Origin of the sequence: Nocardioides sp. (assembly GCF_024509035.1) — a bacterium.
Lineage (GTDB): Bacteria > Actinomycetota > Actinomycetes > Propionibacteriales > Nocardioidaceae > Nocardioides.
In genome coordinates this window covers 18,613-32,851 of sequence record NZ_JANINT010000151.1, presented here as the reverse complement: position 1 = coordinate 32,851, position 14,239 = coordinate 18,613, and the positions used below count along the sequence as shown (strand labels likewise).

Here is a 14,239-nt window from a genome sequence, read left to right as displayed (position 1 = left end):
GACCGGACACACGATGGTGGTCCGCGCGGCCACCGACACCCCGCGCCAGCTCGACGGCGACTCCATCGGCCCCGGCCGCGAGCTGCGGATGAGCTGCATCCACGGCCGGCTGCTGGTCCGGGTCCCGCGCTAGACGCCGGGCCGGCGCCTCAGCGGGAGGTGAGCCGGATCACCGGTAGCTCGCGGCCGGTGCGGGCGGCGTACTTCGCGTAGTTCGGCCAGGTCTGCAGCATGTGCTCCCATGCCTCGTCGCGCTCGAGGCCGCTGAGCAGCCGCGCGTCGGCGGCGACGGTGTGGCCCCGGAACGTGACCAGCGGCTCATCCGCGGCCAGCAGGTTCGCGACCCACGCCGGCGGCTCGGGGGCGCCCCAGTTGGATCCGGCGACCAGCCAGCCCTCGCCCTGCGGGATGCACAGCAGAGGCGTCGAGCGCAGGATCCCGGTACGCCGTCCGGGCACCTGCAGCAGCAGCTCCGGGAGCCCGGCGAACCTCAGCAGATCGATCCGCCCGCGGGTCACTCGCTGGAGGCCCTTGTCGAGGCCCACGATCACCGGGGCGAACCGCGGCAGCCACGGCTGCGCGCCCAGCCTCAGCGCCAGCCACCGCATCGGATTCACCTGCGGAGCATAGGCACGAGTCAACCGCGGGGGCGGGCGTTCTCCACCGCTTCGAGCTCCTCGGGCGACAGCTGCTGGTCGCAGCGCCAGTCCCGGATGTTCTTGGCATAGGTGCGAGCGTCGCTGCGACCGTGGATCGAGGTCAGCACGACGCCGTCACCCCCGTCGTCGACCAGCGCGAGCGACCACGACAGGTGGCCGCCCATGTCCCCGAACGCGTCGTAGCGCACGACGGCGAGGTGCCGCAGGGCGTCGCCCGCCTCGGCCCGCAGCGCCGCCACCTCCTGGCGCAGGCCGTGCACGTCCTCGGGCAGCGCGTCCACGCCGGCGGCGCCGCGCGCACCGCCCGACCGGCGAACGGCGAGCAGGGCGACCAGCAGGGCCGCGACAGCCACGAGCAGGGCGAGCACCGCGAGGATCTCCACCCTCCGAGCCTAGGCGGCGAGACTCCCCAGCCCTGGACGCCGGGCCGGGCGGTCCGAGGGCCCGTGGGACGATGAGCGCCGTGACCCGACGCATCGCCTACCAGGGGGAACCCGGCGCCAACTCCCACCAGGTGTGCAAGCAGCACTACCCCGACTGGGAGACCGTGCCGTGCGCGTCGTTCGAGGACGTCTTCGCGGTGGTGGAGTCCGGCGAGGCCGACCTCGCGATGATCCCGATCGACAACTCGATCGCCGGCCGGGTGGCCGACATCCACCACTTCCTGCCCGGCTCGGGCCTGCACATCATCGCCGAGCACTTCCTCCGGATCCGGTTCCACCTGCTCGGCGTGCCGGGGTCCTCGCTCGACACGATCACCACGGTGCACAGCCACGTGCACGCCCTCGGCCAATGCCGCAAGGTCATCCGCGAGCACGGCCTCAAGCCGGTGATCGCCGGCGACACCGCCGGCGCGGCGCGTGAGGTCGCCGAGCTCGGCGACCCGACGCAGGCCGCGATCTCCCCACCGCTGGCCGCCGAGATCTACGGCCTCGACGTCCTCGCCGAGGACATCGAGGACGAGGAGCACAACACCACCCGCTTCGTGGTGCTCTCGCCCGACCTGGTGCAGGCGCCCTCGGGCAACGGCCCCGTCGTCACCAGCTTCATCTTCAACGTGCGCAACCTGCCGGCCGCTCTCTACAAGGCGCTGGGCGGGTTCGCGACCAACGGCGTCAACATGACCAAGCTCGAGAGCTACATGGTCGGTGGGGAGTTCATCGCCACCCAGTTCCTCGCCGAGGTCGACGGCCACCCCGACGACGTCGGTCTCAAGCGTGCGCTCGAGGAGCTCGCCTTCTTCACCACCGACGTGAAGATCCTCGGGGTCTATCCCGCCGACCCGTTCCGGGCCGAGGTGTCGCGCTAGGGACCGACTCCTGATCCGGCGCCGTCGCGAGCGGGATTTCGCGCCGCCCTGGCAAGGCGGAGGCGCGAAGGCGGGCCGGAGGCCCGTCGAGTCGGTGCTCGGCCGGGGTCCCCGCGGAAACGCGAGCGCAGCGAGCGCTTTCCGTGGGGTGGCGACTTCGCCGCCAGATCGGATGCGAAGGCCCGCGTAGCAGGCGCATCCGGATCAGGAGTCGTGCCCTTAGCCCGAACGAGTAGGTTCGGCGCGTGGACGTGCCAGCGGACCTGCCCGACCCCCGCATCGCCGACCTCGGCTTCGCGCGGGTGGACCTCGACCGCGCCGCGCGCACCGGCGACCCCGAGGTCGTGTACGGCGCCGGCAAGACCCCCGACGAGATCGTCTCGATCCTGCGCGCCCTGCACGACAAGCACCCCGACCGCGCCGTCCTCGCCACCCGCGTCGCCGACGAGGCCCTGCGTGCCGCCGCCGAGGCGCTGCCGCACGCATCGGTCGACCCGGTCGCCCGGGCGGTCACCGTCGGCCCGCTGCCGGCGGCCCACGGGACGGTCGCGGTCGTCAGCGCCGGCACGTCCGATGCGCCGGTCGCCGCGGAGGCCGCGCTCACGGTCCGGGTCCACGGCGCCGAGGTCGACCGCATCTCCGACGTCGGTGTCGCCGGGCTCCACCGGCTGCTGGCCGTGCGCGACCGGCTGGAGGCCGCCGACTGCCTCGTGGTCGTCGCCGGGATGGAGGGCGCGCTGCCCTCCGTGGTCGGTGGACTGACCGGCGTACCGATCGTGGCCGTGCCGACGAGCGTCGGCTACGGCGCCTCGCTGGGCGGGGTCGCGGCGCTGCTGGCGATGCTGAACTCCTGCGCACCGGGCATCACGGTCGTCAACATCGACAACGGCTACGGCGCGGGGGTGCACGCCGCACGCGTCGCGCGGCAGTCGGTGCCCCGATGACGAGCGTCTGGGTCGACGGCTCCGCGGGCGCCAGCGGCGACATGCTGCTCGGCGCCCTCGTCGGCGCGGGCGTCCCGCTGGCCGTGCTGCAGGAGGCCGTCGGCGCGGTCGCGCCGGAGCCCGTCACGCTGCGCGTCGAGGACGTGCGCCGCGGCGGTCTCGCGGCCACCCGCGTGCACGTCGAGGTCGCCGAGTCCCACCACCACCGCACGTGGCGCGATGTCCGGGCGCTGCTCGACGGGTGCGGCCTCGCGCTGCGGGTCTTCGAGCGGCTCGCGGCCGCCGAGGGGGCGGTCCACGGCGTGCCGGCCGACGACGTGCACTTCCACGAGGTCGGCGCGCTCGACGCGATCGCCGACGTGGTCGGCGTCTGCGCGGGCTTCGAGCACCTGGGCGCGACCTCGGTCACCGTCTCGCCGGTGGCCGTCGGGTCGGGCACGGTGCAGACCGCGCACGGCGTCCTGCCGGTGCCCCCGCCCGCGGTGGCCGAGCTGCTGCGCGGGGTGCCGACGTACGCCGGCCCGGTCGCGATGGAGCTGTGCACCCCGACCGGCGCGGCACTGCTCACCACTCTCGCCACGGCGTACGGCCCCCAGCCCGCGATGGCGGTCGACCGGATCGGTGTCGGCGCGGGCGGCCGCGACCCCGAGGGGCACGCCAACGTGCTGCGGCTGTTCGTGGGCGAGCCGGGAGCGGGCGCGGGGGCGCCGCTGCTGCTGGAGTGCAACGTCGACGACCTCGATCCGCGGGTGTGGCCGGCGGTGCTGACGGCGCTGCTCGCGGCCGGCGCATCCGACGCGTGGTTGACCCCGATCCTCATGAAGAAGGGCCGCCCCGCCCACACGCTCAGCGTGCTCGTCGACGCGGGGCGCGCCGACGCCGTCCGATCCGCGATCTTCCGCCAGACCAGCACCATCGGGCTGCGCGAGCAGCCGGTCACCAAGCACGCGCTGGACCGCGAGATGGTCGCCGTCGAGGTCGAGGGGCGGCGGGTCGCGGTCAAGCTGGCGCGCCACGACGGCGTCCTCGTCAACGCCCAGCCGGAGTACGACGACGTCGCCCGCGCCGCCGCCGAGCTCGGCCGACCGGTGGCCGACGTGCTCGCCGAGGCCGCCGCGCTGGCCCGGGCCTTCCTGGGCGACACCGCCTAGAGTCACGGCATGAGTCTGGGCATGTCCTCACCGCACGGCGCCGACAGCGAGGTCGGCAGGCTGCAGACCGTCCTTCTCCACCGACCGGGCGACGAGCTCAAGCGGCTGACCCCCCGCAACAACGACCGGCTGCTGTTCGACGGCATCCCGTGGGTGAGCCGGGCGCAGGACGAGCACGACGCGTTCGCCGCCGCGCTGCGCGAGCGCGACGTCGAGGTGCTCTACCTGACCGAGCTGCTCACCGAGACCCTGGCCAGCGAGATCGCGCGCAACCACGCGATCACCACGGCGCTGGCGGGCCTCCACCTCGGCGACACGATGCGCGGCTACCTGGCTCGCTTCCTCCACGACGCCTCGCCCGAGGAGCTCACCGGCCACCTCACCGCCGGCATCCGCAACGACGAGGTGCGCGGCGGCTTCGGCCTGGTCACCTCGCTGCTGGCCAGCGACGACTTCCTCGTCGACCCGCTGCCCAACCTGCTGTTCACCCGCGACTCCTCGGTGTGGGTGCGCGACCGGGTGGCGGTGACCTCCCTGGCGATGCCCGCGCGCTCGCGGGAGACCCAGCTCACCGAGCTGATCTACACCGAGCACCCGCGCTTCCAGGGCACCCGCAAGATCCACGGCTGGCACCACGAGCACGTCGAGGGCGGCGACGTCCTGCTGCTCGCCCCCGGCGTGATCGCGGTCGGCGTCGGCGAGCGGACCACGCCCGCGGGGGTGGAGCGGTTCGCCCGACAGGTCTTCCACGCGGACCTCGCGCACACGGTGCTCGCCGTACCCATCACGCAGGAGCGCGCCACCATGCACCTCGACACCGTGTGCACGATGGTCGACGTCGACAAGATCGTGATGTACCCCAACGTCGCCGACTCGCTGCAGGCCTACGCCGTCACGCTGGCCGGCCACGCCGAGGACGACCGCGACCTGACGCTCGCGGTGGCCGACGCCGAGCCGTTCCTCGTGGCCGCCGCGAAGGCGATGGGCATCGACACGCTGCACCAGATCGACACCGGCCTCGACCCGGTCACCGCCGAGCGCGAGCAGTGGGACGACGGCAACAACACCCTCGCGCTCGCCCCGCGGGTGGCCGTCGCCTACGAGCGCAACGACGAGACCAACGCCCGGCTGGAGTCGGCCGGCATCGAGGTCGTCCGGATCGCCGGCTCCGAGCTCGGCTCGGGCCGCGGCGGCCCCCGCTGCATGAGCTGCCCGATCTCCCGCGCGCCGCTCGTCTCTTGACCCGCTCGGGAGGTCGGGGGAGCGCTCCCACGCTTCGGGGGGTTCGGCTGGCCTCGCTGCGATCACCAGGCCCCGTTTACACGGAGGCCCCGCTCGGGAAGGATCGCCTGCGGGGAGGACTACCGCGAGAGGCATCCATGGCTCAGTCGTTCTACGACGCGTTCACGCCCGAGGAGATCGCACGGATCGCCGCTGCCGGCACGCGCATCCACCTGCCCCAGGGGTGGTCGCCGATCTGGGAGCAGACCCCTGCCGACAAGGCGTACATCATCCTCAACGGCACCGTCTCGGTGCGCCACCACGGCCAGGAGATCGCCCAGCTCGGGCCGGGCGACATCGTGGGCGAGGCGGCGATCGTCAACCACTCGCTGCGGACCGCCTCGATCGTGGCGCTGACCCCGCTCGAGCTCATCCACTTCACCGACGACGCCGTACGCCGGCTCAGCGACGAGATGCCGTCGTTCCACGCGGCGCTCGAGGCCATCGCGCGGGAACGGTTCGGTCCGCGCTGACCGAGCACCCACCGCCCCATGACGTGAGCGACCTCGCAGGAGCCCAGGAGACCGTCGAGGAGCTGCTCCTCGGCGCGCTGCCCCACCTCACCCGTGGGGACGTCGCCGAGCGGGCGGGCGTGCCGATCGAGGTCGCCGAGCAGCTGTGGCAGCTGCTCGGCTTCCCGCGCACCGCGCCGGAGGACCTCGCGTTCACCGAGGCCGACGTCGAGGCGCTGCGACTGGCCCGGGAGCTGATGGAGCTCGGCGTCATCGGCCCCGACTCCCAGGCCGCACTGGTGCGCACCTGGGGGCGCAGCTACGCCCGGCTCGCGGAGTGGCAGACCTCGCTGCTGGCCGACCTCGCGGTCGCCGACCCCGACCCGGCCCACCGCCTCACCGACCTCGCGCAGTCGGTGCTGCCCCGCATCGAGTCGCTGCAGAGCTATGTCTGGCGGCGCCACCTGGCGAGCGCCACCAGCCGCTCCCTCGCCGTCGAGGCGGCCAGCACGCCCGCGAGCACGATGGCGGTCTGCTTCGTCGACATCGTCGGCTACACCTCCCGCAGCAAGAGCCTCGACGAGGCCGAGCTGGTGGCCTGGCTCGAGCACTTCGAGGACACCGCGACCGCCCTCGTCGTGGATCGCGGTGGCCGGATCATCAAGACGATCGGCGACGAGGTCCTCTTCGTCGCCGACCGCGCCGAGGACGCCGCCGAGGCGGCGCTCGAGATGACCGCGCGGGGCGCCGACGACGGCGATCCGTTCCCCTCCGTGCGCGCCGGCATCGCGTACGGCGACGTGGTCAGCCGGCTCGGCGACGTGTACGGACCCACGGTCAACGTGGCGGCCCGGTTGACGTCGGTGGCCCGGCCGGGGGCCGTCCTGGTCGACCGCGGCTGCTACCAGGCGCTGACCGGCGGTCCCGACGACGACGCCGAGGACACCCAGGGCGCGGGGGACGCCGACCCGGCCTCGCCGTACGTCCTGCGCCGCGCGCGGCGGGTCTCGGTCAAGGGCTACGCCAAGCTGCAGCCCTGGGTGCTGCGCCGCAGCAGCCCCTGAGCAGGATGGGGCCCATGCCCACGATCCTCCTGGCCACGTTCGAGCTGGTCCCCACCGGCGAGGCCGGGGCCGACCTCCTGGTCGAGGCGCTCGCCCGCCGTGGCGTGCGCGCGTCCTGGGCGGTGTGGAGCGACCCGGGCATCGACTGGGCGGCGGCGGACGCCGTGGTGGTCCGCTCGACCTGGGACTACCACCGCAGGTACGCCGAGTTCCTCGCGTGGGCGCGGCGGGTGGAGGCGGTCACCCGGCTCGTGCCCGGCACGGACGTCCTCGCCTGGAACGGCGACAAGCGCTACCTGCTCGACCTCGCCGAGCACGTCCCGGTCGTGCCGACCAGGTCGGTGGAGGCCGACGGCCTGGTCGCCGGCCTGGCCGCCGGGCTCGCCGACCACGGGAGCGTCGTGATCAAGCCTCGGGTGGGCGCCTCGGGGGTGGGGCTGGTGGTCGCCGGGGCCCTCGACGACCACCGGTTGGCGACCCTGACGGCCGGTCCGTGGATCGTGCAGCCGGTCGTCGGGTCGGTACGCACCGAGGGCGAGACGTCCGTCTACGTCTTCGGCGGCGCCGCGGTCAGCCAGTTGCGCAAGACCCCGCCCGCCGCCGGCATCCGGGTGCAGGAGGAGCACGGCGGCACCACCGCCGCGGTCGACCTCGACCCCGACGCCGTGTCGCTCGCCGAACGGACCGTGGCGGTCGCGGCGAAGCTGCTCGGCCGCACGCCGTCGTACGCCCGCGTCGACCTGCTGCGCTGGGAGGGCGACCTGGTGGTGAGCGAGCTCGAGCTCATCGAGCCCGGGCTCTACCTGGACCTGGCTCCCCAGAACGTCGAGGCGTTCGCGGCCCACGTGCTCGACTGAGCGGAGCCGCCCGGGCAGCGAAAAGCCCGGCCGTTGCCGACGGGGGACACGACAACGACCGGGCGTTGCGAATCTACGTGGCCGACGGAGGCTGGCACAACTCCCCCACGCCCGGGCCGGAGCTTTTTACCGGATGGTGACCTGTCGGTTGGCCAGACCCGAGCGCGCGGCCCGCTCGTCGGGGGTGAGGTCGGAGGTGTCGGCCAGCGCCTCGGCGAGGTCGGCGGCGAAGCGCTCGGCGGGCTCCTCGAGCGGCTCGGGGCCGGTGCCGACCGGGAGGTCCCACACCGGGGTCAGCAGTCCGTGGGCCCGGAACATGCCGACGAACCGCGACCCGTCCACGAGCACGTCCGCACCCCGGGCGTGCAGGCGGGCGAGGGCGTCGAGCAGCCGGTCCTCGGGCTCGGGCATCACCCAGCGCAGGTGCTCCTTGGTGCCGACGTTGGTCCAGTACGCCGCCTCGACGCCGGTCAGCCGCGCGGTCGGCATCGCCGAGGCGTTGGCCTGCTCGAGGGCCGCGGCCATCGCGGCGCGGTCCTCGACCGGGATGTCGCCGATCCAGAAGTCGAAGCCGTCGTGGACGGTGACGTCGAGCCGCACGCCGGCGTCCGCACCACGCACGAGGTCCTGCAGTCGCGGGCCCTCGCCCGGAGGGTCGGTGAGCCCCACGATGCCGGCGTCGGCGCTCAGCGCCTTGGTGAGCACCGCACCCAGGTCGCGGGCCGGGTCGCCGAAGTTGTGCTGCACCTGGAGGCCGAGCCAGATCTCGCCGCTGTCGCGCACCATGGCGGGCGCCGCCATCGGCAGCAGCGTGCAGAGCTCCACCGCGCGGTCGGGGTCGTCGACCAGCGTCAGCCGCGCGGTCGCGGCCGGGACCAGCTCACGCATGGCGACGATGTCGCACTCCGAGGGCAGCCCCTCGAACGGACGGCTGACGAACGGCGTCGGCGCACCGTCGGCCGAGCCGTGGCAGGCCTTGTAGCGCTTGCCGGACCCGCACGGGCACGGCTGCCGCGGGCCGACCTCCCCCGCTGCGGGCTGGTGGTCGCGGGCCTTGGTGCGGGACTTCTTCGCCATGCCGGCGACCCTAGTGGTTGATCTCGCCGCGCCGGTCGAGCAGGTCCTGCACGTACGCCGGGCGGTCGGTGATGACGGCCTTGACGCCGAGCTCCAGGCAGCGCTCCAGCTCGGCCGGGGTGTTCACGGTCCACACGTGCATGTCGTGGCCGCTGCGCGTGATGCGACGACCGAGACGCGGGTGCTCCATGAGCTCGCCGATCCCCGGCCCCACCAGCCAGTCGTCGCCCAGCAGCCGGCGCAGGAACGGCCAGTGGCGGGCGTGCTCGATCAGCAGGACCAGCTGGACGCCCGGGGCGAGACGTTCCAGCCGCTGCAGCGCGGTCCACGAGAAGCTCATCACCCGCACCGGCGAGCCCGGGCGGTCCCAGCCCACGCGGCGCAGCTCCTCGACGAGGCGACGCTCCACCAGGCCGCCGTACCGCGTCGGGTGCTTGGTCTCGATCGCGAGCTCGACCGGGCGCTCGTAGTCGGTGACCGTCTCCAGCAGCGTGCGCAGCGTCAGGACGCGGTCGAGCCGCTCGTCACGGGCCGGCGCCTCGTCGTCGAGGTCGGCCCAGGGGTTCTTCCACGAGGCGAAGTCCAGCTCGTCGAGCTCGGCCAGCTCCATCGTCGAGACCAGGCCGCGGGTGCGCGCCGTACGCCGCAGGTCCCGGTCGTGCACGCAGACGAGGTGCCCGTCGGCGGTCAGGCGGACGTCGCACTCCAACGCGTCGGCGCCGGCGTCGAGGGCGGCGATGTAGGCGCCCAGCGTGTGCTCGGCGTTCTCGTAGCTCGCGCCCCGGTGCGCGACGACCTGCGGCCTCACCGTGCGGTCACCGCGGCCGGTGCTCGACGAGACCCACGAGGTTGCCCTCGGAGTCGCGGACGAAGGCCTGCCACTCGTCGGTGCCGACCGGCCCGAGCGTGTCGTTGGCGTGGGTGAAGATCAGGTGCGGCTCGGACTCGACCACCGCGCCGGCGTCGCCGAGGCGGGCGAGGGTCGCGGTGATGTCCTCGACGCGGAGGTAGATCGTCGCGCTGGACGCGCCCCGCTCGATCATCACCCGGGTCCCACCGAGGTCGAAGAAGACCAGGCCCGGCGGGTCGTACCTCGCGAGCGGCGGGACGCCGAGCAGCATCGTGTAGAAGGCGGTCGCCCGCTCGAGGTCGTCGGCGCGCTGCGCGATCTGGACGAGGTCCACCAGCCGATGTTCTCAGACGCCCGTCAGCGCGACCGCAGGAACTTCCCGAAGTGCGGCACGGTGAAGCCGACGCTGCCCCGCTCGGCGGAGTAGACGAGGCCCTTCTTGATCAGGCCGTCGCGCGCCGGGGAGAGCGACTGCGGCTTGCGGCCCAGGTGGCGGGCGATGTCGGCGGTGGCGACGGCCGCGTCCCCGTGCTCGGCGCCGAGGTCGGCCATCGCGGTCATGTAGTCGCGCTCGGCCGGGGTGGCCCGGTCGTAGCGGGCACCGAAGAACCCGACGGCCAGCTCGGCCTCCGCCTCGGGCGCGGCCGCGCGGACGTCCTCGACCCGGATGGGCGAGCCCACCGCGGCATCCCAGGTGACCTTGCCGTAGGCCTGCACGAAGTAGGGGTACCCGTCGGTGAGCCGGTAGAGCTCGTCGAGCGCGTCGTCCTCGAAGCTGACGCCCTCCTCCCCGGCCGGGACGCGCCAGGCCCGGTCGGCCATCGGGCGCGGCAGGCGGTCGACCGAGACGTAGCGGAACAGGCGTTCGGCGTACGACTTGGACGCGGCGAGCGCGACCGGAAGGTGTGGCAGCCCCGCGCCGACGACGAGGAGCGGCGCGCCCTGCTGGCTGATCTCGTGGCAGGCGCCGCACAGCGCCGCCAGCTCGGGGATCGCGATGTCCTGCATCTCGTCGACGAAGAGCGCCACCCCGACGCCGAGGTCGCCGGCCAGCGAAGCCACGTCGCCGAAGAGCTCGACCAGGTCGAGCTCGAGGTCGCCGGAGTCGGCGCGGCCGCGGGTGGCCGCGACGTCGACCGGTGGGGTCCACCGGGCGCCACCCTTGCTCGCGGGACGGCGGTCCTCGGCGCTGGTGCGCAGCGCGAAGCTCTTGAGCACGCCGGCGACGGCATCGACCCGATCGGGGTCGCGGTGCCGGTGCGCGACCTCGCGGACGGCGGCATGCACCGCCTGGGCGACCGGCATCCGGATGCTCTGGTCGGGGCGCGCCTCGATCTTGCCGGTGCCCCACGCCCGTCGGACGGCCTGGCCGCGCAGGGCGTTGAGCAGCACGGTCTTGCCGACACCGCGCAGCCCGGAGAGCACCATGCTGCGCTCGGGGCGGTTGGCGCCCACCCGCTCCAGCGTCACCTCGAACTGCTCCAGCTCGCGGTCGCGTCCGGCCAGCTCCGGCGGCCGCTGCCCCGCCCCCGGCGCGTAGGGGTTGCGGATCGGGTCCATGCCAGGACCGTATCCGGGTGTCTAGCCGAATTCGTAGATATCGCGCGACACGCGGGCAGGCTCCGGCTGACAGGTCGGACGGGCCCGGTGGGCTCAGGCGGACTCGACCGCGCCGAGGCGGTCGCGGGCCTGCTCGTAGGAGCGGACCAGGCCGGCCCGGAGCATCTCGATCAGCTCGGGCACCTCGTCGATGCCGAGGCGGAACGAGCCCGCGCAGACGTTGTCGCGCCACAGCGACAGCACCACCAGACCGGACTCCTGGTGCCACGAGACCCGCAGGGCGCGGTCGCCCCCGCGGGCGTCGAGGAAGATCGACCCCGTCTCGGGGAGCGGACGCACGGCCGGCACCTGTCCATGATGCGCCCGCCGAGCCCCGGCTGTCACCGGTTCGCGGCAGTCGCGGCAGTCGCGGCAGTCGCGGCGTCCGCCTGCCCGCCTACACTCGACCCGTGCCCGAGCTGCCCGAGGTGGAAGCCCTGGCCCTCGACCTCAGGGGCCGGCTGGACGGCCACGCCATCGCGAAGATCCACGTCGCGGCGTTCAGCGCGCTCAAGACCTTCGACCCGCCCCTCTCCGCGCTCGAGGGCACGCTCGTCGACGACGTCACCCGCCACGGAAAGTTCCTCGACCTCGAGGCCTCCGGACTGCACCTCGTGCTCCACCTGGCCCGCGCGGGCTGGGTGCGCTGGCGCGACGAGGTGCCGACGATCCCGCCCAAGCCCAGCACCAAGTCGACACTCGCGGTGCGCGTCGTCCTCGACGACCAGTCCGGGCTCGACATCACCGAGGCCGGCACCCGCAAGAGCCTGGCGATGTACGTCGTGCGCGACCCGCTCGACGTGCCCGGCATCGCCAGCCTCGGCCCCGACCCCCTCACCGACGAGTTCACCATCGAGCGGTTCCGCGAGATCCTCGAGCGCGAGGGCCGCAAGCAGCTCAAGGGCGTGCTGCGCCACCAGGGCACGATCGCCGGCATCGGCAACGCCTACTCCGACGAGATCCTGCACGCGGCGCGGATGTCGCCGTTCAAGCCGGCCGGCACCCTCACCGACGACGAGCTGCACATCCTCTACGACGCCCTGCGCACGACCCTCGGGGACGCCGTCGACCGCAGCCGCGGGCTCGCGGCGAGCGAGCTCAAGGGCGAGAAGAAGTCCAACCTCGCGGTGCACGGCCGCACCGGCCAGCCGTGTCCCGTCTGTGGCGACACGGTGCGCGAGGTCTCGTTCGCCGACTCGAGCCTGCAGTACTGCGCCACCTGCCAGACCGGCGGCAAGCCGTTGGCCGACCGGCGGCTCAGCAAGCTGCTGAAGTAGCGCCGTGTGACGTTTCACTTTGAGTGACCAAATTTCACTTCGCGCGGCCATTCCACGCTCCCCGGTGGGCGTTTCACTCAACGTGGACACAAGTTGCGTCGCGATTTCACCGTGCGTGGACACGACTCGATTCACCGCACGAGGGCGAATGTCGACTCTTCCGTCGTCGGGCGATCGCCCAAGGTCGACGGGCGGTGAGGCTGGTGTTCGGTGTGCAGGTACACCAGTCCCCCGGCTTGGTGTCCGCGCAGTCGTGACATGCGGGCTCAGACGGCTCAGCCCGGAGCAGCGTGTCAGGCGAGCCGGTGTCACCAGGTGAACGGCCAGAATCCTGACCTTGGCTGTGTAGAACGCGTCGGCGGTTGGAGCGCCCTCAGCGTGGAGTTCGGCAACGCGAAGGATCGGGCGTACTTACAGGGTGACTTGCTGAATCACGCCATCCACGGCTGAGGTGCGGACGCGCACCGTCGGCACGTATCTAGCCCGATAGTCGTCGTCCCCTGGGGCCGGATCTGAGTCGTCCCACTCATACGGGACGATCCGCAGGGTGTTGGTGAGTCGAGCGACAAGGAGGGTGATCGGATATGGGCATCGGAGCAGAAGGTGGACCTCGGCATTCCGATGGTCATTCGCCAGCGAGCGGATGCGGTGGGCAGCCTCTGCCGCGACTTCTCCGGCGGTGGCTGGATCGAGCAGTTCTTGCACCGCGTAGGTGAGGTGTTGCCATGCGGCGATGTCGGGTCGGCACTCGTCGAGGTACCGCTCGAAGGCTGCGTCGCTTCGCTGAGGGAGCAGATCCAGGTAGACCGCGACGGACGGTCGTCCGGAGGACTGGACGGTCGCGTTGGTGCCTTGGCTTGTCACCGCCAGTAACGGCCGCTCCGGCATTCTCGCTTCGCCGTCACTGGCCCAGGTTTCTCCTCGTTGGTCAATGACGTCCATGTGTCCGATGCGGGATGACGGTAGCGACGCGCCGATGGCGAAAGCGACGGACAAGTGCGCGCCACCGGTGATACGGACTCTGTTCGCGCCGGAGCGGGTGACGGAATCGGGGAGGTATCGGATCGTGTCGGCGAGGTCGCGGAGTCCGTCCACACTCGGCAGGCGTTCGTGGGTCGACGGGCGGATGCGGACATCAAGGTGGCTGCCTGTCCGGTCGTAGACCTGCGGTGTGTTGCGGGTCTGGATGTTGAGGTTGAAGGTTCCGCCTTCTGATGCGATCGACGCGCGGGTTTGTGCGATCCGATGCGCCAAGAGTTTCTGCACGAGCACGAGGATCCCGGCGCGGGTTGTTGGGTGTTGGTCGACGGAGGCCAATGTGGGGTCCGCGTGATTGAGAAGGCGATCTGGTGCCCCGTAGTCGATCTTGCCGGGCTCACGCTCGACGGCGTTCGCAATGCCGAGCGCGAACTCGGGGTGTTCGGCATGGAGCCGAACTAGGAGTGGTGCCTCGGTCTTCTTGACGACCGTGCTCTTTTCGATTTCGGGGGTAATGACCAGAACGGCTCCAGCGAGCCCTTCGCCGATGGCTTGTTCGAGCCGTTCGGTGGTGTCGCCGGGAGGCAGGTCGTCCTTGTCGCGCCACACGGGGATTCCGGCGGCGCGAAGCAACCACGCCAATTCGGCGGTGATGTCTGTGCCATCACTCTGGCGGTAAGAGATGAAAACCGGTCCGAACGCGTCGGGCGAGATCCTGGTCATCGGTGCTCCGTTTCTACG

16 protein-coding genes are annotated in these 14,239 nt (G+C 72.5%); 8 read left to right on the top strand and 8 right to left on the bottom strand.

All coding sequences use genetic code 11. The annotated features are described in order from the left end of the window. Window positions 1-149: 149 nt before the first annotated feature. Together Q0L15_RS12135 and Q0L15_RS12130 are read right to left on the bottom strand one after the other, a co-directional pair. Window positions 150-608: a nitroreductase family deazaflavin-dependent oxidoreductase gene (locus Q0L15_RS12135; RefSeq protein ID WP_296604683.1), complete on the bottom strand. Its 459-nt coding sequence runs from the start codon at window positions 606-608 to the stop codon at window positions 150-152. Window positions 609-637: 29 nt separating this feature from the next. Continuing rightward, entirely contained in the window at window positions 638-1,042 is a 405-nt protein-coding gene (locus Q0L15_RS12130) for a DUF4446 family protein (RefSeq protein ID WP_296604680.1), read from the bottom strand. 80 nt (window positions 1,043-1,122) lie between these two features. On the opposite strand from Q0L15_RS12130, the gene Q0L15_RS12125 reads away from it, so the two are divergent. The 7 genes from Q0L15_RS12125 to Q0L15_RS12095 all read left to right on the top strand — a co-directional run bounded on the left by Q0L15_RS12125 (window position 1,123) and on the right by Q0L15_RS12095 (window position 7,717). After that, a complete protein-coding gene (locus Q0L15_RS12125; protein ID WP_296604679.1) occupies window positions 1,123-1,968 on the top strand; it encodes a prephenate dehydratase in 846 nt (281 codons plus the stop codon). A gap of 245 nt (window positions 1,969-2,213) precedes the next feature. Beyond that, window positions 2,214-2,912: a nickel pincer cofactor biosynthesis protein LarB gene (larB, locus tag Q0L15_RS12120; RefSeq protein ID WP_296604678.1), complete on the top strand. Its 699-nt coding sequence runs from the start codon at window positions 2,214-2,216 to the stop codon at window positions 2,910-2,912. After that, window positions 2,909-4,063 (top strand): nickel pincer cofactor biosynthesis protein LarC, encoded by a 1,155-nt coding sequence (gene larC, locus Q0L15_RS12115; RefSeq protein WP_296604677.1) that lies wholly within the window; start codon window positions 2,909-2,911, stop codon window positions 4,061-4,063. The genes larB and larC overlap by 4 nt, the downstream gene beginning before the upstream one ends. A gap of 21 nt (window positions 4,064-4,084) precedes the next feature. Continuing rightward, entirely contained in the window at window positions 4,085-5,305 is a 1,221-nt protein-coding gene (locus Q0L15_RS12110; RefSeq protein ID WP_296604681.1) for an arginine deiminase, read from the top strand. 137 nt (window positions 5,306-5,442) lie between these two features. Continuing rightward, a complete protein-coding gene (locus Q0L15_RS12105) occupies window positions 5,443-5,817 on the top strand; it encodes a Crp/Fnr family transcriptional regulator (protein WP_296604675.1) in 375 nt (124 codons plus the stop codon). Between the two features lie 23 nt (window positions 5,818-5,840). After that, window positions 5,841-6,860: an adenylate/guanylate cyclase domain-containing protein gene (locus Q0L15_RS12100; RefSeq protein WP_296604674.1), complete on the top strand. Its 1,020-nt coding sequence runs from the start codon at window positions 5,841-5,843 to the stop codon at window positions 6,858-6,860. Window positions 6,861-6,874: 14 nt separating this feature from the next. After that, window positions 6,875-7,717 (top strand): hypothetical protein, encoded by an 843-nt coding sequence (locus Q0L15_RS12095; protein ID WP_296604672.1) that lies wholly within the window; start codon window positions 6,875-6,877, stop codon window positions 7,715-7,717. Window positions 7,718-7,843: 126 nt separating this feature from the next. Here the strand turns inward: Q0L15_RS12095 and Q0L15_RS12090 are convergent, their stop codons facing one another. The 5 genes from Q0L15_RS12090 to Q0L15_RS12070 all read right to left on the bottom strand — a co-directional run bounded on the left by Q0L15_RS12090 (window position 7,844) and on the right by Q0L15_RS12070 (window position 11,552). Continuing rightward, window positions 7,844-8,794 carry a DUF5926 family protein gene (locus Q0L15_RS12090; protein WP_296604670.1) on the bottom strand — a complete coding sequence of 317 codons (951 nt, stop codon included), beginning with the start codon at window positions 8,792-8,794 and terminating at the stop codon, window positions 7,844-7,846. Window positions 8,795-8,804: 10 nt separating this feature from the next. Further along, entirely contained in the window at window positions 8,805-9,602 is a 798-nt protein-coding gene (locus Q0L15_RS12085; RefSeq protein ID WP_296604668.1) for a glycerophosphodiester phosphodiesterase family protein, read from the bottom strand. Between the two features lie 7 nt (window positions 9,603-9,609). Further along, complete coding sequence (locus Q0L15_RS12080; protein WP_296604666.1) at window positions 9,610-9,978, bottom strand: VOC family protein; 369 nt, start codon at window positions 9,976-9,978, stop codon at window positions 9,610-9,612. Between the two features lie 23 nt (window positions 9,979-10,001). Continuing rightward, window positions 10,002-11,204: an ATP-binding protein gene (locus Q0L15_RS12075; protein WP_296604665.1), complete on the bottom strand. Its 1,203-nt coding sequence runs from the start codon at window positions 11,202-11,204 to the stop codon at window positions 10,002-10,004. Between the two features lie 93 nt (window positions 11,205-11,297). After that, on the bottom strand, window positions 11,298-11,552 hold the full coding sequence (locus Q0L15_RS12070; RefSeq protein WP_296604663.1) for a hypothetical protein: 255 nt from the start codon (window positions 11,550-11,552) through the stop codon (window positions 11,298-11,300). A gap of 101 nt (window positions 11,553-11,653) precedes the next feature. Between Q0L15_RS12070 and Q0L15_RS12065 the strand changes: the two genes are divergently transcribed. Then, the gene (locus tag Q0L15_RS12065) at window positions 11,654-12,520 is read left to right on the top strand and encodes a DNA-formamidopyrimidine glycosylase family protein (protein ID WP_296604661.1); all 867 of its coding nucleotides are present in this window, start codon (window positions 11,654-11,656) and stop codon (window positions 12,518-12,520) included. 411 nt (window positions 12,521-12,931) lie between these two features. Here the strand turns inward: Q0L15_RS12065 and Q0L15_RS12060 are convergent, their stop codons facing one another. Continuing rightward, the gene (locus Q0L15_RS12060) at window positions 12,932-14,221 is read right to left on the bottom strand and encodes an SAVED domain-containing protein (protein ID WP_296604659.1); all 1,290 of its coding nucleotides are present in this window, start codon (window positions 14,219-14,221) and stop codon (window positions 12,932-12,934) included. Between the last annotated feature and the right edge of the window lie 18 nt (window positions 14,222-14,239).

Excerpts from the sequence above, each read along its gene's own strand:
- larC (WP_296604677.1), top strand. The coding sequence starts at position 2,909 with ATGACGAGCGTCTGGGTCGACGGCTCCGCGGGCGCCAGCGGCGACATG.
- Q0L15_RS12075 (WP_296604665.1), bottom strand. The coding sequence starts at position 11,204 with ATGGACCCGATCCGCAACCCCTACGCGCCGGGGGCGGGGCAGCGGCCG.
- Q0L15_RS12105 (WP_296604675.1), top strand. The coding sequence starts at position 5,443 with ATGGCTCAGTCGTTCTACGACGCGTTCACGCCCGAGGAGATCGCACGG.
- Q0L15_RS12110 (WP_296604681.1), top strand. The coding sequence starts at position 4,085 with ATGTCCTCACCGCACGGCGCCGACAGCGAGGTCGGCAGGCTGCAGACC.
- Q0L15_RS12135 (WP_296604683.1), bottom strand. The coding sequence starts at position 608 with ATGCGGTGGCTGGCGCTGAGGCTGGGCGCGCAGCCGTGGCTGCCGCGG.
- Q0L15_RS12095 (WP_296604672.1), top strand. The coding sequence starts at position 6,875 with ATGCCCACGATCCTCCTGGCCACGTTCGAGCTGGTCCCCACCGGCGAG.
- Q0L15_RS12090 (WP_296604670.1), bottom strand. The coding sequence starts at position 8,794 with ATGGCGAAGAAGTCCCGCACCAAGGCCCGCGACCACCAGCCCGCAGCG.
- Q0L15_RS12060 (WP_296604659.1), bottom strand. The coding sequence starts at position 14,221 with ATGACCAGGATCTCGCCCGACGCGTTCGGACCGGTTTTCATCTCTTAC.